General features: G+C 61.9%; 20 protein-coding genes and 2 pseudogenes. 4 read left to right on the forward strand and 18 right to left on the reverse strand.

Translation table 11 applies throughout. From position 1 onward, the window contains the following. Positions 1–19: 19 nt before the first annotated feature. The 10 genes and pseudogenes from RW095_RS11535 to RW095_RS41750 all read right to left on the reverse strand — a co-directional run bounded on the left by RW095_RS11535 (position 20) and on the right by RW095_RS41750 (position 9348). Entirely contained in the window at positions 20–985 is a 966-nt protein-coding gene (locus RW095_RS11535) for a nucleoside hydrolase (protein WP_317019164.1), read from the reverse strand. Then, the gene (locus RW095_RS11540; protein ID WP_087753929.1) at positions 982–1371 is read right to left on the reverse strand and encodes a cytidine deaminase; all 390 of its coding nucleotides are present in this window, start codon (positions 1369–1371) and stop codon (positions 982–984) included. The genes RW095_RS11535 and RW095_RS11540 overlap by 4 nt, the downstream gene beginning before the upstream one ends. A 16-nt stretch (positions 1372–1387) precedes the next feature. After that, positions 1388–2667: pseudogene (locus tag RW095_RS11545) on the reverse strand (NupC/NupG family nucleoside CNT transporter). Positions 2668–2743: 76 nt separating this feature from the next. Beyond that, on the reverse strand, positions 2744–2953 hold the full coding sequence (locus RW095_RS11550; protein WP_128588593.1) for a hypothetical protein: 210 nt from the start codon (positions 2951–2953) through the stop codon (positions 2744–2746). A 29-nt stretch (positions 2954–2982) separates the two neighbouring features. Further along, entirely contained in the window at positions 2983–3228 is a 246-nt protein-coding gene (locus RW095_RS11555; RefSeq protein ID WP_317019166.1) for a hypothetical protein, read from the reverse strand. Between the two features lie 127 nt (positions 3229–3355). After that, a complete protein-coding gene (locus tag RW095_RS11560) occupies positions 3356–3988 on the reverse strand; it encodes a response regulator transcription factor (RefSeq protein WP_317019167.1) in 633 nt (210 codons plus the stop codon). Next, complete coding sequence (locus tag RW095_RS11565) at positions 3985–5616, reverse strand: hybrid sensor histidine kinase/response regulator (RefSeq protein WP_317019168.1); 1632 nt, start codon at positions 5614–5616, stop codon at positions 3985–3987. Before RW095_RS11565 ends, RW095_RS11560 begins: the two co-directional genes overlap by 4 nt. Continuing rightward, positions 5613–7772, reverse strand: a complete 2160-nt coding sequence (locus RW095_RS11570; protein WP_317019170.1) for a hybrid sensor histidine kinase/response regulator — start codon at positions 7770–7772, stop codon at positions 5613–5615. Before RW095_RS11570 ends, RW095_RS11565 begins: the two co-directional genes overlap by 4 nt. A 187-nt stretch (positions 7773–7959) precedes the next feature. Continuing rightward, entirely contained in the window at positions 7960–8280 is a 321-nt protein-coding gene (locus tag RW095_RS11575) for a hypothetical protein (RefSeq protein ID WP_317019172.1), read from the reverse strand. 63 nt (positions 8281–8343) lie between these two features. Next, the gene (locus RW095_RS41750) at positions 8344–9348 is read right to left on the reverse strand and encodes a hypothetical protein (RefSeq protein WP_317019173.1); all 1005 of its coding nucleotides are present in this window, start codon (positions 9346–9348) and stop codon (positions 8344–8346) included. 333 nt (positions 9349–9681) lie between these two features. Here RW095_RS41750 and RW095_RS11585 point away from each other — a divergent pair, with 333 nt between their 5' ends. The 4 genes and pseudogenes from RW095_RS11585 (at position 9682) to RW095_RS11600 (ending at position 14606) form a co-directional block, all read left to right on the forward strand. Then, positions 9682–11028 carry a class I SAM-dependent methyltransferase gene (locus tag RW095_RS11585; protein WP_317019175.1) on the forward strand — a complete coding sequence of 449 codons (1347 nt, stop codon included), beginning with the start codon at positions 9682–9684 and terminating at the stop codon, positions 11026–11028. A gap of 239 nt (positions 11029–11267) precedes the next feature. Continuing rightward, a complete protein-coding gene (locus RW095_RS11590) occupies positions 11268–12422 on the forward strand; it encodes an HPP family protein (RefSeq protein ID WP_317019177.1) in 1155 nt (384 codons plus the stop codon). Between the two features lie 125 nt (positions 12423–12547). After that, entirely contained in the window at positions 12548–12964 is a 417-nt protein-coding gene (locus tag RW095_RS11595) for a MarR family winged helix-turn-helix transcriptional regulator (RefSeq protein WP_128596379.1), read from the forward strand. 2 nt (positions 12965–12966) lie between these two features. Beyond that, positions 12967–14606: pseudogene (locus RW095_RS11600) on the forward strand (chloride channel protein). 16 nt (positions 14607–14622) lie between these two features. On the opposite strand, the gene RW095_RS11605 reads toward RW095_RS11600, so the two are convergent. The 8 genes from RW095_RS11605 to RW095_RS11640 all read right to left on the reverse strand — a co-directional run bounded on the left by RW095_RS11605 (position 14623) and on the right by RW095_RS11640 (position 24073). Next, a complete protein-coding gene (locus RW095_RS11605) occupies positions 14623–15168 on the reverse strand; it encodes a DUF488 domain-containing protein (RefSeq protein WP_317019826.1) in 546 nt (181 codons plus the stop codon). A gap of 140 nt (positions 15169–15308) precedes the next feature. After that, on the reverse strand, positions 15309–16742 hold the full coding sequence (locus RW095_RS11610; protein WP_317019827.1) for an efflux transporter outer membrane subunit: 1434 nt from the start codon (positions 16740–16742) through the stop codon (positions 15309–15311). Between the two features lie 10 nt (positions 16743–16752). Then, positions 16753–18324, reverse strand: coding sequence for a DHA2 family efflux MFS transporter permease subunit (locus RW095_RS11615; RefSeq protein WP_317019179.1), 1572 nt, complete (start codon positions 18322–18324; stop codon positions 16753–16755). Between the two features lie 6 nt (positions 18325–18330). Then, complete coding sequence (locus RW095_RS11620) at positions 18331–19449, reverse strand: HlyD family secretion protein (protein WP_317019181.1); 1119 nt, start codon at positions 19447–19449, stop codon at positions 18331–18333. A gap of 110 nt (positions 19450–19559) precedes the next feature. After that, a complete protein-coding gene (locus tag RW095_RS11625; RefSeq protein WP_317019182.1) occupies positions 19560–19979 on the reverse strand; it encodes a MarR family winged helix-turn-helix transcriptional regulator in 420 nt (139 codons plus the stop codon). An 87-nt stretch (positions 19980–20066) separates the two neighbouring features. Then, entirely contained in the window at positions 20067–20489 is a 423-nt protein-coding gene (locus tag RW095_RS11630) for a MarR family winged helix-turn-helix transcriptional regulator (RefSeq protein WP_128596374.1), read from the reverse strand. A gap of 63 nt (positions 20490–20552) precedes the next feature. After that, positions 20553–21443 carry a transglutaminase family protein gene (locus tag RW095_RS11635; RefSeq protein WP_317019184.1) on the reverse strand — a complete coding sequence of 297 codons (891 nt, stop codon included), beginning with the start codon at positions 21441–21443 and terminating at the stop codon, positions 20553–20555. Further along, a complete protein-coding gene (locus RW095_RS11640) occupies positions 21440–24073 on the reverse strand; it encodes a circularly permuted type 2 ATP-grasp protein (protein ID WP_317019185.1) in 2634 nt (877 codons plus the stop codon). Before RW095_RS11640 ends, RW095_RS11635 begins: the two co-directional genes overlap by 4 nt. Between the last annotated feature and the right edge of the window lie 29 nt (positions 24074–24102).

Raw genomic sequence — 24102 nt, forward strand, 5'->3', positions numbered from 1 at the left:
GGTCAACGGCACAAACCTTTCAACGCTTTGCGCAGACAGTGCTCTCGTACAGCGCCAGCATGCCGGGCGCGTCGACGCCGACGCAGACCTGGCACTCCGGCCGCTCGTCCCAGTCCGGCGCGGGCACCGGCATCGTGGAAGGCTTCTGAATGGTTTGGCCGACCGCGATACCGTCCGTCAGCACACGCACAGGACCGCTGCGCGTGGTGTACAGATGCGGCGCCAGCACATAAGCGACGGCCGACGAATCGTGCACATAAATGCCCTGGAGCTGCGCGCTTTGCTGATGAAACGCCTCGTAATGCCGCGACACGTCCCACACAAACTGGCCTGCCGCGCCGCCACGATCGCGGATCGACGCCAGATAGTCCTGGCTCATGATGGTTCGCTCTGTGACGTCGAGCCCGACAATCGCGACGGGCCACGGGGCGCCGAACACAATGTCGGCCGCATCGGGGTCGCCGAGAATGTTGGCCTCGGCTGCGGGCGTGACGTTGCCGAGCACGCCGCCGATGCCGAATGCGCCGCCCATGACCACCACCTGCTTGACTAGCGGCGCGATCTGCGGATCGTCCGCAAGCGCCAGCGCAAGATTGGTCAGCGGGCCGACTGCAAGCAGTGTGACTTCGCCAGGGTGCGCACGCACCGTGTCGACGATGAACCGGTGTGCGGGCCGTGCATCGAGCGGCCCATGTTCGGAGGCGCCCAGCGCGATGTTCCCGAGTCCGTTGTCACCGTGAATCCACGCGAGCGGCTGCGGCGCGGCGCGCTTGAGCGGCGTTGCCGCGCCACGCGCGACCGGTACGCCCGGCGCGAACCGACCCGCAAGAAAGCGCGCGTTGTGCGTGGTGGTCTCGATTGTGGCGTTGCCGAATACGCTTGTCAGTCCGAGCAGTTCGATATCCGGATGCTGCGCCTGAAACACGAGCGCCATGGCATCGTCCACGCCGGGATCGGTGTCGTAGATCAGCTTATGCTTGCTCATAGATAGAACGCGTCAGGCAGTTGTTCGCGCGCGGTCGTATCGCGTGTCGCGCCGTGCAGATTGCCGAGGCGAATCGGCAACTCGGGACCGCCCAGTTCGATGATCACCTGGCGGCACGCACCGCATGGTGCAATCGGTCCCTCCGTATCGCCGATCACGGCGAGCGCGGCAAACTGGTCGCGCTGATAGCCCGCCGCAATCGCACTGAAAAACGCGGTACGTTCCGCGCAATTGCACAAACCGTACGAAGCATTCTCGACGTTGCAGCCGTCGAATACGCGGCCGTCTTTAGTCAGCAACGCCGCGCCGACCTTGAACTTCGAATATGGCGCATAGGCCTTTTCTCGCGCCACGCCAGCGCGTTCCAACAGCTGTTCCATGTTCATGCAATACATCCTCGATTCAATTGAGCGTAATGAACATGCCCGCGATGGTCGCGCTCATCAGATTGGAAAGCGTTGACGCGAGCACGACACGCAACCCGTAGCGCGCGACCTCGGCGCGGCGTTCCGGCGCCCACGGCGCTAAAGCCGCCGGTGAGCACCGCAATCGACGCAAAGTTCGCGAAGCCGCATAACGCAAACGACAGAATAGCAAGGGTACGCGGATCGAGCGCTTGCAAGCCCGCCGCGGTCACGCTCGCGGCATCCCTCAGATACGGCGACAACGATGCGTACGCAACGAACTCGTTCAGAATGATCTTCTGCCCGAGGAAATTGCCGGCAATCGCCGCCTCGTTCCACGGCACGCCGATCAGCCATGCGAGCGGCGCGAACACCATGCCGAGGATCGCTTGCATCGACAGTTGCGGGTGGCCGAACCAGCCGCCGATGCCGCCAACGAGGCCGTTGAGCAACGCGATCAGACCGACGAAGGCGATCAGCATTGCGCCCACCATAACCGCGATCCTGAGGCCCACGGTCGCGCCCGAGCTCGCGGCCTCGATCACATTCGCGGGACGCTTTTCGTCAAAAGTTCAGGTTGTCGAGATGAACGCGGCTCGGCTCTGTTGACGGATGAATGATCTTCGCGAACAACAGCCCGCCTGGCACCGCCATGAACGACGCCGCGAGCAGATATTCGATCCGCACGCCAAGACCCGCATAACCCGCAAGCACCGAGCCGGCAACCGCGGCCATGCCGCTCGACATCACCGCGAACAGTTCGGCGCCCGTCATGTCGCGCGTAAACGGTTTGACGACCGCGGGCATTTCGCTTTGACCGAGAAAGATCGTGGTGACGGCGGAAAACGATTCGAGCTTCGACACGCCGAGCAACTTCTGAAACACCGTGCCGAGCACGATCACGATCCAGCGCATCACGCCCAGGTAGTACAGCACGGAAATCAGCGCGGTCACGAAGATAATGGCCGGCAGCACCCGCACAGCGAAGACGAAGCCACCGTTGCCGAACACCTGGAACATCTTGGCCTGCACGAGTCCGCCGAACAGAAACTCGATGCCGGCATTGCCGTAGCCGAGCACGCTATTAACGTCCGCGGCCGCCGCTGCGAGAATCGTCTTGCCAAGCGGCACGAAGAGAATAAATGCGCCGATGCAGACTTGCGCGAGCAATGCGCTACTTACAGTCCGTAAGCGAATGGCGCGCCGGTTCGTCGAAAAGATAAAAGCAATGAAGAGCAGTACGGCAATGCCGAGTACGTTGCGTGCGATGAGTGCCATGTCTCGAGTTCTTCATATGAATGTGGCACTGATGCTAAACGAAACTGCTTCGGGAGAGAAATGTTTAAAGCAGGAATTAATGCGATTTGGAAAAGAACACGAGAGCGCCTTCCTCCGGTGTCAGGCCGAGACTGAAATAGCCTTCGAGCCGCTCGGCGTCGGCGTCGTTCAGCGTGAAGGGCGCGCGGATGAAGCCGGACACGACCGCATGGTCGTACCACACGCTCATCCACATGCGCAGCGCCAATACTTCCGGCGATCCAGAACCCCATTCGTCGTGGGTCATGATCCTGCCTCCGTCGCGCGTATTGCCGCCTAGGCGGCGGTGGTGGTTACCCGCATGGCGGGCCGTTCGTCAGGCGGGAATACGTGCCACAAACCGTCGCCGTGACGGAAGAAAAAGAGCGTCAGGATGCCCGTCTCACGTTGTGCCTCGACACATATGCAGCGTCTGTTCCCCTGGCGCGCGCCTGGCTGCAACTGGATCCGGGCTGATGCTGCGCCGCTCGCGTCCAGCCACTTCTCGATCAACTCGCGCAATGATCGCTCTGACGCCGCCATAACTCCTCCGCTCATTCGCATAGTGCATCGTAGAACGACGGTGGCAACGTCTCCATCGGCGGCGGCGGAATGTCAGATCAGGAATGCCTGCTTTAGGATTCAGATTTTCCTGACACGATCACACGATCTATTCGGCGACCAGTCCGTGTCTTATCGCATAGCGAATCAGGTCCGCATTATTGGCAAGGCCAAGCTTCTGCATGAGCCGCATCTTGTGCGTGCTGATCGTTTTCGCGCTGAGTGCGAAAGCGTCGGCAATTTCATTCAGGCTCTTGCCGAGCGCGAGCATTTGCAGAACCTGAAACTCGCGGTCGGAAAGAATTTCGTGCGGCGGCGCATCGCCCGAGTAGGCTTCGAAAACGATTCCCTCGACCAGTTTCGGGTCGATGAAGCGTCCGCCTTCGGCGAGCTTGCGAATTGCAGCGAGCAGCACGTCGGGATTACTGTCCTTCGTGACATAACCGGTTGCGCCCGCACGCAGCGCGCGAGAGACGACCTGTGCCTCGTTATGGATGCTCAGCACGAGCACCGGCAGCGACGGACGTTCCGCACGCACGCGCCGGATCAGATCGACACCGCTGATGCCCGGCATCGTCATGTCGAGCAGCAGCAAATCAACCTGACATGTGCGCAGATTCTCGATTACTTCAGAACCTTGCGCCGCTTCGCCCGCCACCACGATGTCGGGCGTCGTTTCGATTATTTGCTTGAGACCTCCGCGCACCAGCGGATGGTCGTCGGCAATCAGAAGCCTGATCATGTCTGAACCCCGTCCTGAAGCGGTATATGGATCGAAACCGCCGTGCCCGTTCCCGGCGCACTGTCGATCAGCAGCGAGCCGCCTATCAGACGTGCCCGCTCGCTCATGCCGAGCAATCCGTACGAATAGTCGCGTCGCACCGCGTCCTGGTCGAAACCGCAGCCGTCGTCGCTGACATGCAGGTCGAGTGCCGTCGACGTATTCGTCAACGTGACGTCCGCTCGCGTCGCGGATGCATGCCGCGCGACGTTCGTGAGCGAAGCCTGCACGATGCGAAACATCGCGGTTGCATGCGCATCGGAAAGCACCGGCTCGCTGCCGTTCAGACGAAACTGGCACGCGAGCCCGCTGCGCCGCCCGAAATCGTCGACGAGCCATTCGAGCGCCGACACGATACCGTAATTGAGCGCTGCGGGCCTCAAATGGCTCGCGACATTGCGCACCATCCAGATGGTTCTTTCAACGAGTTCACGCATATCGTCGGTTCTTTTCGCGACTTCGAGATCGCCGGAAAGACGCATTTTAAGCAGTGAAACGTCCATCTTGAGCGCCGTTAGCAACTGGCCCAATTCGTCGTGAATTTCCATCGCGATACGCTTTCTCTCCTCTTCGCGAATGGCCTCCATATATGCGGACAATTCGCGCAACTGCTCGCGCGACTCCACCAGCTCCTGCTCGATCCGCTTGCGCTCCGTAATGTCGTTGAGGCCGACGAAAATCGCGGGCGCATCGTCGTAGGTCGCGACACGCGCAGTCGCGATGGCCCAGAACGTCGAGCCGTCCGCACGCCTCAGCCGGACCTCGGTGTTGCGGAAACTTCCTTCATGGCGCAGTTGTTCGACGAGCCGGTCGCGATCCGCGATATCCGCGTACAACTCGGCGATGTTGGCGATATGCGTGGTCACGTAGTCGATGCCGAAGAGTTCGCGCAACGGCTTATTCGTGTACAGGACGTGCCCTTCGGGCATGGACGTGATGCAAAGCGGCACGGGACTCGTCTCGACAATCGTGCGAAAACGGAACTCGCTCGCGACGAGCCGCGCCTCGGCACGCCTGCGTTCCTCGATCTGCGACTGTAGCGTCGCATTCGCGCGCCCGAGTTCGTCCGTGCGCTGCGCGACGCTTGCTTCGAGCCCGTCGCGCACACGCGACAACGCGGCCTCGGCTCGCTGACGCACGAGCACTTCATCCTGCAATTGCCGGTTCTGCGCTATCAGTTTCTGATGCATGCCTCTGAGTGCAAGATGCGTGCTGATGCGCGCCATCATTTCGTCGACGTGGACGGGTTTCGTCAGGTAATCGACACCGCCCGCCGAGAAACCTTCCACCATGTCTTCGCTGCCGGTCAGCGACGTCATGAAGATCACGGCGATATTGCGCGTGCGCTCGTCGGACTTGAGGCGCCGGCAGGTCTCGAAGCCGTCGATGCCTGGCATCCTCACATCGAGAAGAATCAGGTCGGGCTGCGAGAATTGCGCGCGTTGGATTGCCTCAGGGCCATCTAGCGCGACGAGCACCTTGAAGCCGCGCGCCACCAGACTCTCGACGACTATCGCCAGATTGGCCGGGTTGTCGTCCGCGATGAGGACGGTGCGCGAGTCGTCGGCGGGAAGCGTCGCGCCGTTCATCTGACCGCCCTGCGTTCGAGTTGCTCCTCGACGAGCTGCAGTAATGCTTTCGACTGATAGCCTTTCGCGAGACTCAGAATCCGGGCGGCGAATGCGCGGTAATGGGGATCATGCGTCGCGACGCGTTCGGCCCACAGCCGTATCTCCTGCATATCGCCGCGGCGCGCAAGCAGATGCAATTCTTCCAGTTCCTCCTCGGGCACCGCGACAAGCGGCCCAGCGGGTGCATCCGGCACGCCGGCAGTAGCGCCCGCGGGCGCGTAGATCCATTCGAGATCTAGCAAACGCGCGACATGCGCTAGCAGTTTGCCGAAGTCGATCGGCTTGGAGAGGAACGCATTCGCGCCGGCTTCGAGGCTGCGCTGTTCGTCGGCGCCTGAAGGACTCGCAGAGGTCGCAATCACCGGCACCTGCGAAAAGCCCTGAATCTGCCGCAACCTGCGCGTCGCTTCGAGTCCATCCATATCAGCCATTACGATGTCGGTCACGATCAGCGCCGGTCGCTCGCTCAACGTTTTCGCGAGTCCCTGGCGGCCGCCTGTCGCTTCAACGATCTCGAACCCGAGCCGGCCGAGAAATTCGACCAGCACCGCGCGGTTCATCGCGACGTCGTCGGTCACCAGCACCTTGCGGCGCGCTCCCTTGTAACCCGTCGCCATGCGCGTATCGGCAATGACCGGCCCGGCGGGGAGCGCACCCGATGCCGCCGCCAGTTCGAACCAGAATACACTGCCGCGGCCAGGCTGGCTCTGCACGTGAATCTCGCTGCCCATTGCGCGAAGGAACTGCTGACTGATCGTCAGCCCGAGCCCTGTCCCACCCGCGCCGCGTTCCGAATGCGTGATCTGTTCGAACGGCTCGAAAATGGTCTGGAGTTTGTCGGCGTCCATGCCAATGCCTGTATCGCGCACTTCGAAACACACTCTGTTCTCAGCACTCATTTCGACCAGCAGGCTCACACTGCCTTGATCCGTGAAGTTGAATGCGTTCACGAGCAGGTTTAGCAGCACCTGACGCAAGCGCCGTTCGTCCGCGCGAACGGCATCGGGCACGTCGGGCGCCACATGCCAGACAAACTCGACATGCTTCTGTGCGTTCTTCACTTCGATGATTTCGCGGATGGCATCGAGCGTGCCGGCGAGCGGCACGTCGCCCATCTCGACGCGCAGCCGGCCCGCCTCGATCCGTGCGAAATCGAGCGCATCTCCAATCAGCGAGAGCAGGTGTTCGCCACTGCGTTGAATGACGCCGACGCCTTCGCGGTGTCTCTCGCTCAGGCTCGCGTCGCGCCGCAAAATCTGCGCATAGCCGAGAATGGCGTTCAGCGGCGTGCGCAACTCGTGGCTCATATTGGCAAGGAACTCGCCCTTCGCGCGATTTGCGGCCTCTGCTGCGCGGCGTGCCTCGTGTTCGGCAGCGGCATCGCGCTCATCGAGATACGCGCGATGCAGCCGTGCACCCATCGAATTGAAGGCCGTCACCACGCGTTCGAGTTCGTCGGGCTCGTGGGGCGCGCGCCGGTTCAGCTTCAGAGGTTTGGCGGGCTCGCGAAAGTCGTAGCCGTCTACAGTACGAGCAAGCACCGCCAGATGGCGCGTTACGAGCCGCGCCAGAATAAAAACGATGAAAAGCGATACGAGGAAAATGTTGGCGGCTTGAGTGACGAGAATCAGCAGCGCCGTGTGCGTCAGATCGCCGTACAGATCGTTCAACGTCGCCTGCACATACAGCGTGCCGATGCGCTGGTCGGTGCCGAGCACGCGATGCATGAGCGGGTATTCACGCGCCAGCGCCGGCCCGTTGACGGGTCTGCCCGCGCTCACGAGCGTGGGCGTCGCACCGCTGCCCGACTGGCGCACCTCCGCCACGCTGATATCCGCCAGACGCACAATGCCGCCCAGTTCGAGCCGCAGCTGCGCCTCGTCGAGCCGCCACAGCGCCTCGCCGAGACTGTCGCGGTAACTCTTGTCGATGTCCGAGAGGCGGTTTTGTATGTGCGCGATGCCTTCGTTGTAATCGCGATGAATCTGCAGTGCGGTCAGCAACAAGGTGAGCACGCAACTAACCAGTATCGCGATCGCAAGAAGCCGGAGCACGATACTGTGCCGCAACCGCCTGAGCGGATACCACCACTCCCCTATGAGGTTGACGGCCATATTGCCCCTGCAAGCATGGTGATGTCGGTACTTGTTTCATGCTGGCGCCGCGATTGCAGTTTTCTGGCGCCCGCTTGGAAGACGCGGTTGTTGCTGCGTTATGACGCCATGCGCGCGTTGCACTGTTCTTTGCCGTATTGCCTACTCTATTGCTTATTCCGGTGCGCGCCGATCTCCCGCATTCGGCTCAGGATGACAGCCGGATTCCGATTACGCCTGGCGGCTCGTGAACCGCACGAAGCAGCAGATCGTCGACGCATTCGGTCAGCTCGCGAAGCATTGCCGTCGCCTCGCCATCCAGTTCCATTGGATGCGATTGCCGTAGCTCACGCAGCGTTTCTCCGAGTCGCCGGATCGCCTTCGGTCCGCTATCGACCAGCGGCCAGCAATGCATCAGATAACCCAACGGCGTGATGCTGCGTCGTTCGCACCAGATATCGAAGAGACGGAAACAGATCGAGTTGATATGCTCCACCTCGTTTTCACGCTGCGACGGATAGGGGATCATCTCTGTTACCCGGTTAGGCCATTTTGATTCATCAATGATAGAACGATAGTCGTCGCGCAACAGTCAGGCAGCGCGGATGATCCGCCAGGGGTATCCTGATTCGAGGGTAAGGAAATCCTGACCCCGCTCGCCGGTTCTCGTCAGCGACGCGGCGTTCCCTGCTCTCCCCGCTACGGAGCGCGCGCGTGCGGAGACTGGCCACTGCGCCCAATACTCTTCCGGAATCTTTCGGTCAGCCGCGGACAGATAGCGGTTGTCCAGTTCTATCACTTTCCTCTCGAGCAAGTTGGCTTGCGCCAGCGCGCCCTGAATGTACGGGTGCGAATCGAAGAGCCCCATGTACGAACCGTTTTTGTAAGCCGCTATGAAGCCGCGCTCTATCGCCATAGCCAGCTTAGGATCGCGGCGAGCCACATAAAAGAGAAAGTCCGACCGGTACTTGAGCAGCAAACGTTTTTCGACCGTCAGTTCGGGCTCCGCCTGCTTGCGCGCTTCGAGTTCAGGGAACGCCTCGATCACGCCTCGTGGGTAATAATTTATTCGTCCCACACGCGTCATTGCGAATAACGTGTCGGTGCTGGACGTTTCCACTTTCAGGCCGGCGTCGAGCAGGATATCCGTGTCGACCCAGCCGAGCCCCTGGCCCGCCGTCAACCGGCGCAGATCTGCCACGTTGTCGACCTTGTCGAAGTCGGCCTGCCGGTCTTTCCTTATGATAAACACGCGATAGCCGATCAAGCCGCGGTTCACCGGAATATGGACCACGTTCAGCCCGCTTTCCGCGCGGCTATCCATGCTCGTCCAAAGAAGATTGATTGAGCCGCCGTCGACCAGTTCAGCCAGCGCGCGGCCGCGCTCCATGGCCAAATCGGCCTGACGAATCGTATACGTGACTCTGGCCGATCTCATCGCGAGGTCCAGCACCGCGAGGGCAAATGCCGCATGAACCTCGCCTCCAGTGCGGATTCGCGGATGCACGATGTCGAAGTCGGCAGTTGTCACGGCATGCGACCGGCCGAGCATGCCGGCCGTGCTCAATGCCGCGAGTACAAAGCTCCTGCGCTGCATGATCGTATCGACATATGGTGAAATCTGCTTTGGCGCCCCCGTTGGCGCCCGCTATGCAAGCATCCTGTCACTGTGATGAAAGCTTTGCAATTGGGAGAAGCAGGCCGGACTTGTGCGGTGGTTGCAGCGGCAACGTCGCTTGGCGGGGCATTCGACTCTCATGGAAAACCCTCAACGCACGCCGATATGCTGATTCCGAAAAAGGTCCGGATAGCTAACTGTAATGAGGCGGATCACTGTCAGGGCGGCGTCAGGACCCACGACAAGATCCTTTCTCGCGGCATGAATGATGCTCGGTGAAAGACATCCAGGTTGTTGCAAGGAGTCAACGCCATGACGCTCTGGAGCCTCTTGCGTTCGCCTGCGGAACAGCAGATCGCCGGCATGCCGATCCCCTGCTCCGTGGCCCTGCCAGACGGTCAGCGCATCGGCGCGCGCGAGCCGCGTCTGTCGTTCGAAATACGCGACACGAGGGCGCTGCTGCATCTGACGCAGGGCGCGATCGGGCGACTGGCGGAAGACTATGTGGAAGGCCGGCTGGAAATAGACGGCAGCATGCACGACCTCATGGCTGCGGCGCCGGCTTTGCTGCGCAGCGACCCCACACAAGAAACGCATGGATGGCTAATGGAGCACGTGAGCCGCGCGCGCCGCGCTATCTGGGAACGCACGCATCATAGCCGCGCCAAAGACGCCGCTCAGATCCAGCATCACTACGACGTATCCGACGATTTTTACGCGCTGTGGCTCGACCCGCTGCGCGTGTATTCATGCGCCTACTTTTCGTCACCGGACATGTCGCTTGCCGACGCCCAGCAGGCCAAGCTCGACCACATCTGCAGGAAACTAATGCTGCGCTCCGGCGAGCGCTTTCTCGATGTCGGCGCGGGTTGGGGCGCGCTGTTGCTGTGGGCCGCCGAACACTACGGGGTTGCTGCGACCGGCGTCACACTTTCCAGGAACCAGCACGCGTACGTCAACCGCCTGATCGAGCAAAAAGGACTTGAGGGCCGCGCGAGAATGCTCCTGCAGGACTACCGGGACGTCGATGAATCCGCGCCGTTCGACAAGATCGCGTCGGTCGGCATGTGCGAACACGTCGGCCGTCCGAACCTGCCGGCGTACTTTGCGAAGATGCGGCGTCTGCTCAGACCCGGAGGTCTCATGATGAATCACAGCATTACCGCAGGCGGCGCCGACAACGCAGAAGTCGGCGGCGGGATGGGCAACTTCATCGACAGATACATTTTTCCGGGCGGCCAACTGGTACACGTGAGCGTAGTGATGGATGCAATGACGCGCGGCAATCTCGAACCGGTGGACGCGGAATGCCTGCGCCCGCATTACGCACGAACGCTATGGCTTTGGGAGGATGCGCTCGAAGCGCATCTCGATGAAGCACGCGAAGTGCTCGGCAAGGACGCGGAGAGAATCATCCGCGCGTACCGGCTGTATCTGGCCGGATCGGCAATGGTCTTCGAGCGCGGCTGGACGTCGCTGTTCCAGATTCTCGCCTCGCGCCCCGCGGAGTTGGTGACCGATGATGGTTCCGCCGGCCGCATGCCATGGGCCCGCAGCGACTATCCGTTCAATCGGAAGTACATGTATGCGCGCAACCCTGCTATTGATCGGGTCAACGAGGTCGAACGCGTGAACGGTGGTCACGGACCACGCTTTTGACCGAGTCCGACATGTCGTTCTCCCTTGCAACTGTTTTCGCAGACTCCGGGAGATGCGACTGACGCCTCTTGTACCCATAGCCTACTTGCACGGACGCCCACGCACCGGCGTCCGCCACAGGCGCGGCCGGCGTTTTATATCATATTGAAATATAATAATGACCACACGGTATTCGCGCTGCCCGCGGTTTCCCGGGTATCTTTTGCAGCCAGCACACTCGACTAACTCCCGTTCGCATCTTGTCCCGCTCCATCGTCCTGCGCTGGCTTTCCAGCTTCATTCCCGTTCCGGTCACCGTCAAATGGCAGGAGCGCGCGCGCTCATGTCTGGGGGCGCTGCTGGGTATCGCGTTCACCGGCGGCTCGATGTTCCTGCTGTTGGGACCCGGCGCGAACGTTCCGCTGCTCGTTGCGCCGATGGGAGCTTCCGCCGTATTGCTGTTCGCCGTGCCTGCAAGTCCGCTTGCGCAGCCATGGTCGATCATCGGAGGAAATCTGGTTTCCGCGACGATCGGCGTGACCTGCGCGAACGTGATTGCCGATCCCACATTGGCGGCCGCGCTGGCCGTCGCGCTCGCTATTTGCGGTATGTTCGCGCTTCGCTGTGTGCACCCGCCGTCGGGCGCAGTCGCGTTGACCGCTGTGCTCGGCGGCCCGGCCATTCATGCGCTCGGCTACCGTTTCGTGCTCGAGCCGATCGCGATACAGTCGGCCGCGCTGCTCGTGGCCGCGATCGCCTATCACGCCGCCACCGGCCACCGTTATCCGCATTCGGCACGCGCGGCGGGCAGTGCCGCGGACACCGCCTCGCACGCGGGCTTCACGCGCGCCGATCTCGAAGCCGTGCTGAAGCGCCGCAGCGAAATGCTCGACATCGACCCGGACGACCTCGAATCGCTGCTGCGGGAAACCCAGCTTCAGGCCTTCTCACGCAGTTTCAACGAATTGACCTGCGAGAACATCATGTCGCGTCATGTGGTGTCGGTGTCGGCCACCACGCGCGCGGTCGCTGCATGGGCACTGTTGAAACGCAACAAGGTGAAAGCGCTTCCGGTAATCGACGCAAGCCACGGTCTAATCGGCATCGTCACGCGTGCAGATCTCGTGGATAAAAGAATCTTTGGCCAGTTCGTGCCGTTCATTGCTTATATAGACGGCTGGCTGCGCGGCGATGCACTGCGTGCGCCAACCGTGGGCAGCGTCATGACCACCGACGTCTGCACCGTCAAGACCAGTGCTCCGATTACCGACCTCGTGCCGATGTTCGCGAACTACGGTCACCACCATATCCCTGTGCTGGATACTGCTGGACACGTGGTCGGCATGATCACGCAAGTGGATCTGATTTCCGGGCTCTATCGGCAGACCGTGGTCAAGGCGCAGCAGGCGGCATGATCGCGGCATCGCATTGCGCGTGATCGCGCGGCGAACCGCAACGGGCAATGTTTGCCCGAGCGTTGCGCCCGGACATTACATCATCTTGTGATATGATTTTTGCTTATTTACATGGCGGATGAGCAATGAAAGAACGGGCTTCAGGACTTCGTAAAGCCGACTTTGAGCAACTGTCGGAGTTTCGCTATCAGATGCGGCGCTTCGAGCGGTTCTCGGAACAAGCCGCGCAGAGCGAAGGCATCACGCCGCTGCAGTATCTGTTGCTGCTGCATATCAAGGGATATCCGGAGCGCGACTGGGCGACTGTCGGCGAGCTGGCGGAGCGGCTTCAGGCTCAGCACCATGGCGTCGTCGCGCTGGTATCGCGCTGCGAAGCACTCAGTCTGGTGCGCCGTCAGACAAGCGAGACCGACCGCCGCCAGGTTGAAGTACACATTGAAAAAGCCGGCGAACGGGTGCTTGCGAGACTTGCCGAGCTTCATCGCGCCGAACTGAAATCGCTCAAGGGCGCCTTCCAGGTTCCGCAGATCGACCTCGACTAATCATGAACATTGACTCCCACAAGCGGGACTTCTCCGCGAACGCGCGACTACCGGGCATTTTCGCGCTCGCCGCGTGCATCGGCGCGGTCAGCACGCTCGCAGCCGTCGTGTTGCTGAACCTGATTCATCTGTTCACGAACCTGTTTTTCTTCGGCACATTGTCGCTCGTCGAACGTTCGCCCGCCCATAACAACCTCGGCGTCCGGGTCATTGGCGTGCCGATAATCGGCGGGTTGATCGTCGGCTTGATGGCGCGGTTCGGCTCGGAAAAGATTCGCGGGCATGGCATTCCCGAGGCGATCGAGGCGATCCTGTTCGGCAAAAGCCGGATGTCGCCGAAGGTGGCTGTGCTCAAGCCGCTGTCGTCGGGCATCGTGATCGGCAGCGGCGGCCCGTTCGGCGCCGAGGGGCCCGTCATCATGACGGGCGGCGCGCTCGGATCGCTGATCGCTCAATGCTTCAAGGTCACGTCCGCGGAACGCAAGACGCTGCTTGTGGCAGGCGCCGCCGGCGGCATGACCGCCGTGTTCGGCACGCCCATGGCGGCGGTGCTGCTGGCCGTGGAATTGCTGCTCTTCGAATGGCGGCCGCGCAGTTTTCTGCCCGTGGCCGTGGCCTGCGCGGTAGCCGGTTTTGCTCGCGCGGCGTTCTTCGGCACAGGTCCGTTGTTTCCGCTCGAAACAGCGGCGCCAGATGGCTGGTCGCTGTTTTCTTGCCTGATTGCAGGGCTTTTGTCCGGCGCGCTCGCGTCGGGGCTTTCCGCCGCGCTTTACAAAACCGAAGACCTGTTCGGCAAGCTGCCCATCCACTGGATGTGGTGGCCCGCGCTCGGTGGCGTTGTAGTGGGTATCGGCGGGTGGCTGGAGCCGCGAGCACTCGGCGTAGGCTACGACGTGATCGGCGACCTGCTGCATCAACACATTGCATTGCAGATCGCCATCGTGCTGCTCGCGGTGAAAGCCATCATGTGGGTCGTCGCGCTCGGGTCGGGTACATCGGGTGGCGTGCTCGCCCCGCTGCTGATGCTCGGCGCGGGACTCGGCACCGTCCTCTCACACTGGCTGCCGGGAAATCAACCCGCACTGTGGCCGCTCGTCTGCATGGCCGCAACGCTCGGCGCGACACTCGGTGCGCCGTTGACCGCCATCGTCTTCGCGTTCGGCCTCACGCACGACAGCAACGCGCTGTTGCCCTTGCTCACAGCCACGCTAGTCGCTCACGGCTTTGCCACGGTCACCATGCGCCGCTCGATCATGACCGAAAAAATCGCGCGACGCGGCTATCACATCTACCGCGAATACGGCGTGGATCCTCTTGAGCGCCATCATGTGGATGAGGTGATGACAGCCTCCGTCGAGTCGATCGAAGCCGACATGACGGTCGCACGGCGCTCGACAGATTTTTCGGTGCAAAGCAGACCCGTCGCGCGTACCCGGTGGTGCGTGGCGCGGTGCACGGCCTCGAACGATTGCCCGTTGTAGCCGATGCAAAGTCGATGCGTCTCGTCGGCATCGTCTCGCGCAGCGATCTCGTCAAGCCGTCGCTCAGTCACTTCGAAGAAGAGCACAAGAAAGAGCGGTTCCGCCGTCTGACGCCGGCGCGCGGCAAACGGCGGTTTGCGCCCATAGGCAAAGCGGGCTAATTGAGGCCGGTCCGCTTCAATGTGAAGCGGACTGCGCCGGATAGACGAGCAAACCATCGGGCTGCGCGTTTGCGCCCGGCGTGATAGTCGCCGGGTTCACGTGGTGCGCATCCATGATGTGCATTACCGTTTCGCCGTGCATCAGCAGGTAATCCGTAATGATGCGCCGGTGACAACGCCACCACACTGCTTCCGAGCACATGATCGCGCAACGCCTGCGGTGTCCCAGTTCACGAAGTTCTGCCAGACCCTCTTGAAAAGGCTCCGTCATGGCGTAATCGGCATAGTTACGAAACGCGGGATGCGTCCAGTACCCGTTCACGGACGGACCCTCATCTTTGCGACGGCCACGGCGCCCGCCGAGTTCCGCCAGATGAACGTAGTCAATATGTGCCGGCGCCAGCGAGTCCGGCAGCGTATCGCGGTTGAACTGCGGGTTGGTACGAGAACGCGGAATGCTGCGCACGTCGACTAATATTTCGACCTCCGAATTGTTGAGCAACTCAATCAGTTCGGACAGCGTGCGCGTGGAGTGCCCGATCGTGAAGAATGGCCGTGCCATCATGACCTCGTCGGCTTCGTCGTGTCATCGGATTGTATCGCCAGTAAGGCGCAAACCAATCGCCTTCCCGCCTGCACTTTCGCCACGCATTCTGCATGCCCGCACGATCCGCAACCCGCAGCGCATCGGCCACAAGCAGATCAATTGTTCGCCGAGACCGCCGTCACCGCTTCAGGAACATCCCAGCCGCCGCCCAGCGAACGATACAAGGCAACGGCGGCAAGCGCATGCTCGCGCCTTGCCTGGTTCAGCGATTCAGCGTCGCGCAAGTACGCCTCCTGCGCTGCGAGCACATCGAGGAAACTGGACGCACCCCCTTTGTACAGTTCACTCGACAAACGCAACGCATGATTCGACGCATCCAGCGCGCCCCCTAGGCGCTCCACTTGTACAGCGCCGTTCACCAGCTCGCTGCGAGTGTCTTCGATCTCCTTTAGCGCCTGCAGCATCGTCTGCTGCAAGCCGAGTTGCGATTCACGCATGCGGCTCTCGCTCGCATCGATATTCGCGGTGATTCGGCCGGCGTTGAAGATTGGGCTCGTCGCGCTCAACGCGGCGCTAAACAGGTTGTCGGTCAGCGTCGGCAGCCCGAGATACGAAGAGGCCAGCAAACCATCGGCGAGACTCAACTTGAACTTGGGATAACGCTCCGCCTTCGAGACGCCCACTTCCGCCGCGCGCCGCTCGACGGTTGCATACGCGGTGCGCACGTCGGGCCGCTGCAATAGGGCTTCGGAAGGCAGCACTTGCGGCACACGCTGTGCCGGCACGGGAATGTCGCGCGCATCCGCGAGCAGCAGGCTATCGACGCTCTCCGGCGTGCGCCCCGAATACACCGCGATCAAACTGAGTTGATGCTGCACGGCGGTCTGCATGCGCGGAATCTGCGACAGCAAGTCCTGCAACTGGTTCTGCGCGCGCGCGACATCGAGTTGTGACGACAGGCCGTAATGAAGACGCTGCTGCGTGAGTTTCAGCGCGCGAGCGCGTATCTGTTCGTTCTCGCTGAGAATCTGCAACTGCGCTTGTGCCCAGCGCAGATCGATATAGGCCGCTGCAGCATTGGCGGCGAGCGCAAGCCGCACCTCATTCAACGCGGATTGCTGACCCGACACTTGTGCTTGCGCCGCCAGAACGGCCAGACGCTCGCCGCCGAATACATCCGGCGCCCAGCTGGCTGTGAGGCCGGCACCCGCTTGACGCACGTATCCGAGCGGCGGCGGCGTGTTTTGCCGCGAATACGATGCGTTGGCGCCGGCATTCAACTCAGGGAGCAAGGCAGCGCGATTCTGCGTGACCAGGTCCTGCGCCTGCCTGACGCGCTCCACTGCCGCCTGCACGTCGAGATTGCCGGTCAGTACCGACTCGACCAGCCGATGCATGACAGGGTCGCCAAACTGATCCCACCACACGTTGGCGCTCACGCTGTCTTGCGGCGCGTCCACGCTCCATGATTGCGGCGCGAGCGTGCTCACCGTCTGCGGCAGATCGGCGTGAGTCGCCGGCTGCACGGCGCACGCGGCAAGCGCCAGCGCTAGAGCGCTTGTCAGTACTTTGAGAGCGGTCGTTTTCATCATCAGGTCCTCAATGAGCATCGGGCGGCGGAGCGGTATTTCCGAATGGGCGCGAGAAAAGCACGCTCAGCAAGCCCACCACGAAACACAGCGACACGGCGAGAAAAGTGTCGGAGAAAGTGAGCACCAGGGCTTCACGCATCAGAACCGTGTGCAATGCGCCGAGTCCCGCATTGGCTGCATTGAGCGCGTTTCCACCGAGTGCCGCGAAATGCGCGGCTTGCTGCTGCAAGATGGATTCGACTACCGGACGGCCCGCCGTCAAATGTTCATCGAGCCGCTCGTAGTGCAGATTGAGCCGGTCGTTCAGCATCGTGCTGCTCACTGCAATGCCGATTGCGCCGCCCAGATTTCGCATCAGATTGAAGAGGCCGCTCGCGGACCGAAGTCGCGACGGCGGCAGCGAACCGAGCGCCATCGTGACGATTGGGGGAATGCTGAACTGTTGACCGATGCCGCGCAGCGCCTGTGGAATCAGCAACTCCTGCCAGCCCCATTCATGAGTGAGCGGCACATACAGATAACAACCAAGGCCGAACAACGCGAGGCCAAACACCATCAAGAGGCGCATATCGACAAAGCGTGCAAGCGTCGAATACGCGACGAGTGCCAGCAACTGGAAACAGCCTACCGACAACAACGCAAGGCCGATCTGCAACGAGTCGAAACCGCGCACGCGAGACAGGAATACTGGCGTCAGGAAAACGGTACAGAAGATCCCAATGCCGGTGATAAACGACAGCAAACTGCCGATGCCGAAATTGCGAACCGCCAGCGCGCGCAAATCGACAATTGGTTCCTTTGCGGTGAACGCATGCACCAGGAAAAGAAATCCGCAAATAGCCGATATCCAGGTGCACAGCACGATCACGTCGTCGCCGAACCAGTTCTTGCGCGGCCCTTCTTCCAGGACATATTCGAGGCAGCCGAGAAAGCCGGACATTAATGCAATGCCGAGGTAGTCGCCTTTTTTCAACAGCGACAGATCTGCTTTATCCACATGCACGTATTTCGGCACCATCAGCGCGACGGCAAGACCAGGCGCCAGGTTCAGATAGAACAGCCAGTGCCAGGACCATTGCGACGTGATCCAGCCGCCGATTACGGGCCCAACGGTCGGCGCGAGCGACGCAAGCGCACCGATCGTGGTCGACGCGATCAGGCGTTGCTTGCCCGGAAACAACACGAATGCCGTGGTAAACACGGTCGGAATCATCGCGGCGCCGAGCGCGCCTTGCAGGCCGCGAAACAGGATCATCGAATTGATGTCCCATGCGAGTCCGCACAACATGCTCGTGACGGTGAAGCCAAGTGCCGAGAACGCGAACAGCCAGCGCGTGGAAAACACGCGCGTAAGCCAGCCGGACATCGGAATCACGAGGATTTCAGCGATCAGATACGAGGTCTGCACCCACGACAGCTCGTCCTGACTCGCGGACAAGCCGCCGCCGATATCTTTGAGCGACGACGCGACGATCTGGATATCGAGCGTCGCCATGAAAAAGCCGAGGCACATCAGCGAGAATGCAAAGACCTTCGTGCGCGTCGGCTGATCGGCGGGATTGGCGGAAATGTCGGTCATGATGGTTTATCCGCGAGCCGGCGCGCTTTGAGCGCCGACTTGGCCGAAGTGATCGAGGTGAACCTTTACCGTCGCCGAGAGACCGGGACGCAGCACGCCTTGCATGTCCTCAGACACATTCAGGCGCACGCGCACCGGCACACGCTGCACGATCTTCGTGAAGTTGCCGGTCGCGTTTTCGGCGGGCAGGACGCTGAACGTTGCGCCGGTTGCAGGAGCGAGGCTCTCGACCACGCCGCGAATGCGTGCGCTCGAAGCATCCAGATCCACGTCGACGGTGTCGCCGACGCGCATCTTCTTCAGCTGATCTTCCTTGAAGTTCGCGTCGATCCACAAACCGCTCGCTGGCACCACCGTCAGCAGCGAAACGCCGGTGTTCGCAAGCAGTCCGACCCGCGCGGTGCGGTTGCCCACGTAGCCGTCGATCGGGGAACGAATGGTGGTGTATTCGACGTTCAGCGCCGCCACGCGCTGCGCCGCCTCGGCGGTGGCAATGCGTGCCAGTGCGTCGCCGATCTGCGCGTCGAGCACGGCTATTTGCCGCTGCGCCGCGATCAATGACGCGCCGCTGCGATCCACCGCGGCATGCGCCTTCGTGAGATCGGCATTGGCACGCTCCACGACCTGATTCGATACTGCGTCGTCTTTCACGAGCTCGCGATAGCGTGCCTGATCCGCTGCGCTGCGTGTCAGTTCGGCGCCGGTGGCGCGAACTTCCGCGGCCTGTTCGTTGATCGTTGCAAGCTGCAACGATTTTTTCGCCTGCAATTCGGTCACGGCGGCTTGCGCGCTGCGGACCTCGGCTGCGGCTTGCGCGAGGCGTGCGTCGTAGTCCCGCGAGTCCAACCTGACGAGTACTTGGCCCGCGTGCACGAACTGGTTGTCCTTCACCAGCACGTCAGCCACGAAGCCATTTACCTTCGGCGCCATGACCGTGACATCGCCACCCACGTAGGCATCGTCCGTCGTTTCGACGAAGCGTCCCGCGAAGAACCAGTACGACGCGGCAAGCGCCAGCACGGCAAGCACCGTGATAATCGCGAGCAGCATCCACGGAACGCGCCTGGCCGGTTTGCCGGCCTGCGCGGCGCCCGCTGGCGCAACAGTCGAAGGTGTAGTGGACATGATGGTTGTATGTGTGCGTATGCACTAGTGAAGTTGAAAAAATAGCGCCGATTGATGGCGCCCGTTCATTGTGTAAATTGCTACCGGTCTGTCATTGCCTCGCGCTCAATTCACAAGTGGCCGGTGATTGCGAACAACTCACCGCGCAATGCTTGCGCACGTTGCCCGCCGAAGCTGTGCTCGAATTCGGCCTGCGCGGCATGCCAGTGCTTGCGCCCCGCCTCGAGCCGCGCTTCCCCTTCTCTTGTGATTGTGACTGACAGCGCTCGTGCGTCCGCGCCGTGCGCCTCGCTCAACAAGAGCCCGCTGCGGCGCAGCGGCTGGATCGTGCGGACCAGCGTAGTGCGCTGCATGCGCATGGCGTCAGCCAGTTGCTTCATTGTCATTGGGCCAGTGCGTTTGAGGCGGCCAAGCAAGGAGAACTGTGTGATCGTCAAGCCGACGCCCGCCAGATGGCGGTCGTAGATCTGCGAGACATAGCGCGCCGCCTGGCGGATGGCAAAACAATCGTCGTCGAATGGCTCTTCCATTACTGCGACTCCTGATGAGTGCATACCCACACACATAGATATAAAAAAGCTCGCAAACGAAACTATTCGCGAGCTCATGCGCCGGCGTTAGCCGGTAATAGTGAACAACTCAGCGCGTAACGCCTTGGCGCGGCCGCGTCCGAACTTCTCTTCGAACTCGTTTTGCGCGGCACGCCATGCGATAGCTGCCTGGTCGAAAGTCTTCTCGCCCTTCTCCGTCAGGCTGAACAGATAGGTTCTGCCGTCGTGTTCAGCCGATTCTGCGACCACCAGACCGTCTCGTTGCAATGGCTTCATGGCGCGCACGAGCGTGGTGCGCTCCATCACCATTGCGTCTGCGAGATCCAGGATCGGCAAGTTCGGCGTGCGCGCGAGTTTGGCGAGAATCGTGAATTGCGCTGCCGTGACCCCCACCGTGCTGAGATGGCGCTCGTACAGCTGCGTAATGTGCCGCGCCGCCTGCCGCAGCGCAAAGCAGTTGCATTCGTCGTAGGAGAGAGGACGGTTCATGCTTCGCAGTTTATGTGTGCATATGCACTTCGTCAAGTATTTTTGCGCGGCAAAGGCTCAGCGCTAAAGCGCGAGAACCGTCACGCCCACTTCCACGCGATGTGCGCCCCCACCGAGGATCATGCCGCGCAACAAAGACACGTCGCTGTAATCACGGCCGATTGCGAGCGTGACGTGGTCAGTATCGGCGAGCACGTCGTTGGTTGGGTCGAGGTCGATCCAGCCGCTGCCCGGACAATGCACAGACACCCACGCATGCGACGCGTCCGCGCCGATCAGCCGTGGCTGCCCCGCTGGCGGATCGTTACGCAGATAGCCGCTCACGTAGCGCGCGGGCAAACCAAGTGAGCGCAAGCAGCCGATCATCACCTGCGCGAAGTCCTGGCACACGCCGCTTTTGAGTTCGAACGCACGCTCGGCAGGCGTATCGAACATAGTCGCCGACGGCTTGTACGCGAAGTCCTCGTGAATGCGGTGCATCAGATCGATCGCACCAGCGGCAACCGGCATGCCGGGCGGAAAACTCGGCAGCGCATAAGCGCGCAACGACGGCCGCGGCACGATATTCGGCGACGCGAAGCAGAACTCCGCCTCGGCCCGGAACTGCCCGCCCACGCGAAACTCGAGCGCGTCGGCCACTTCTTCCCACGCCGGCGTGACTTGGGGATCGAGATTAGTCCAGCGCGGCGTGAGCGCCACGGTCGTTTCGCTGACGAGTTGCAGCCGCTCATGCGGCGCGTCGAGCGCGAAATAGAGGACGTCGTTCCCGAACGCATCGATACGGCTAGTCAGATACGAGGGCTGCGGCTCGATGCGTTCGTCGTGCGACACGACCCGCTGCCACTCACAGACGATAGGCCGGATAGTTGCAAGATGCTGCGCGGTCTCCACATACGTCGAGTAGCGGTAGGTGGTGCGGTGCGAAACCGACAGCACGACAGGCGGGGTTTTCATGACCACACCTGCGATGCGACCGTGCTCGCGTGGCTGAAATAGCGCGCACTGATTTCATGCGCCGCAGCGCCGGCAAAACCGCCGATCTGATCGCATACAGCAGTCAGATCGCAATATGCGCCGTGGCGGTCGACATCGCACAGCGACGCAAGCGTGGGCAACGACGCGGCAGGCGGCATCAATTCCGCAAACGGACGATGCCGCGTGCTGCCCGCAGCCACCGCGATTTCGTCGAGCTTCTTGCGCAAACGCTCATACACACCGTAAATTCCGCGCGGATTGGTCGGCTCGATCACCAGCAGATCGAGTAGAGCCGGCACTTCGAAGCGTCCCGGATAGAGCGAGCGATACGTGAGCGTGCTGTCGAACAATTGCAGCAGCAGATCGAAACCGGCCGGCGTTGCAAGCTGGCCTTTGTCGGCGGCCACGCGCACAAACGTGCTCATGGCGGACACGCGCTCGATATGCCGCCCGACGAACAGGAGCCGCCACGCCTCGTCGCGTGTCATACGGTCGCCCTGTGCGCCGCTGATCGCCGACAATTGCACCGACAGCCGTTCGAGCGCGTTCATCAGCGTGACGCGGTCGTAACGGCTGCTGCCATTCGTAGCACGGCCGTTCAGCGCTGCCGGCGGCAAAGCATCGCTGATACCGGCAGCCGGCATCAGCGTCTGCAACGCGTCGCGGAAGTCGTTGCGCGCGGCAAGAATGATGCGCCAGTGATCGTTCGACAACCGCCCGCGCACTTCGCCATTCGAGCGAGCCTGACAGTTCAGGTTCTGACCGATGCTCGCGGCGCCCGTGCTCTCGCTCAGATTGGCGACCAGCGCGCGCTCGAACGCTTGCGGCGTGTGCGGCACGGACATATCTCCCGACTGCAGGAGCCCGCAGTGCAGCGCAAGTTCGACAAGCGTCGGGAACATCGTGTCGGCATCGTTGCCTTCGAGCGAGCCCAGAATGAAGCGCAGCAGACGCACGTTGTTTTCGGCGCGTTCGCCGTAACGTCCCGCCCAAAAGAGGTTCTCCGCGGCGCGGCTCGACACGGTGCGATGCTTGCGCGCGAGATCCGCAGGCTGCATCGGCGAAGGCAGCAGCGTAAAGGTCGACGTGGGCTGGCTGGACAGCACCCAGGTGTCGACGCTGCTGCCGCCGTACTGCATGGATACCGTTGCCTGCCGCTCGGCGCCCATGCGCGTGAAGCCGCCGGGCATGACGTGCCAGCCGCCGTTTACATCGGCGATCGCATACGCGCGCAACACGGACGGACGCCCGCCGATCGTGCCGTCTTCGTAACGCGGCGTGCAGGAAAGACGCTGCGCCTGCTGGATCGTATAGTTGCCGGGCGTCGCCTCGATACGCTCGCGCCACGCCGACAGCCGCTGTCTGCCCTGCTCGACGCCCGGCGGCGCGTCGCGGGCCGCACCCGGCCACGTGGGCACGATAAAGGCTTCGTCCATGTGCGCGAACGCGTGCTCGCGCGCCGCCTGCTCGCCGCACCACCAGGTGGCCACGCTCGGCAAAATAAGATCTTCGTCGAACAGCACTTCGGCTATGCCGGGCAAAAAACCGTGCAAAGCCGGCGACTCGACAAAGCCGGACCCCGGCACGTTCGAAACGATCACATTGCCGGCACGCATGACCTGCAGCAGGCCCGGCACGCCGATGGTCGAATCGGCTCGTAATTCCACGGGATCGCAAAACGCATCGTCCAGACGCCGCAGCACGACATGCACGCGCTCCAGACCGGCGAGCGTCTTCAGATAAAGCATGTCGCCGCGCACCGTGAGGTCCTTGCCTTCCACCAGTGTCACACCCAGATATCGCGCGAGGAACACGTGCTCGAAGTAAGTCTCGCTGAACGGCCCCGGCGTAAGCAACGCAATATGCGGCGAAGCATCGGCGCGAGGCGAATCGTGACGCATGGTCGCCTGCGCCGCCTGAACCAGCGTCGAAATCAGCTGCGAATAGGTTGGCGCGAGGCGGCTTACGTGCATCGAACGGAACGGATCCGCAAATAGCGCCGAAACGATCAGCCGGTTTTCCAGCGCATAGCCGAGGCCGGAAGGCGCTTCCGTGCGATGCGCCATCACCGTCCACTCGCCGTTCGGCGCACGCGCGAGGTCGACCGCGACCACTTGCAGAAACTGCCCGCCAGGCGGCGCATAGCCCTTTACGGGGCGCAGATAGCCGGGATGACCGAACACCAGCGCGGGAGGCAACTGTCCGCGTTGGAGCAAGGTTTGCGACCCATAGATGTCGGCGACGATTGCATTGAGCAGATGCGCGCGCTGCGTGACACCGCGCTCGATATGCGCCCACTCGGCTTCGCTGATCAGGAACGGCAGCAGATCGAGAGCCCACGCGCGCGGCTCGCCGTTATCCGCGTACACGTTGTAGCTGATGTCGTTGTCGCGGATCTGCTGCGCGACCGAAGCGCGATGATCTTCCAGCCGCGCGATGCCGTCTTCGCCGAGCCGCTCGAAGAACTGCCGCCACGGGGCGCGCAGTGCGCCGGAGGCGTCGCGCAACTCGTCCCAGTGTCCCTCGTGAGCGGGCAAAAGCCGCAACAGGGACGAAGCGTCCGCACGGGCCGCGGACGTTTCGAAGGGAAAAGTCGATTGAAAAGCCAAGGTCGTGTCGTTATTGAAGGTGAGCTGTC

Origin of the sequence: Paraburkholderia kirstenboschensis, assembly GCF_032806925.1 — a bacterium.
In the GTDB taxonomy this organism is placed as follows: Bacteria; Pseudomonadota; Gammaproteobacteria; order Burkholderiales; family Burkholderiaceae; genus Paraburkholderia; species Paraburkholderia kirstenboschensis.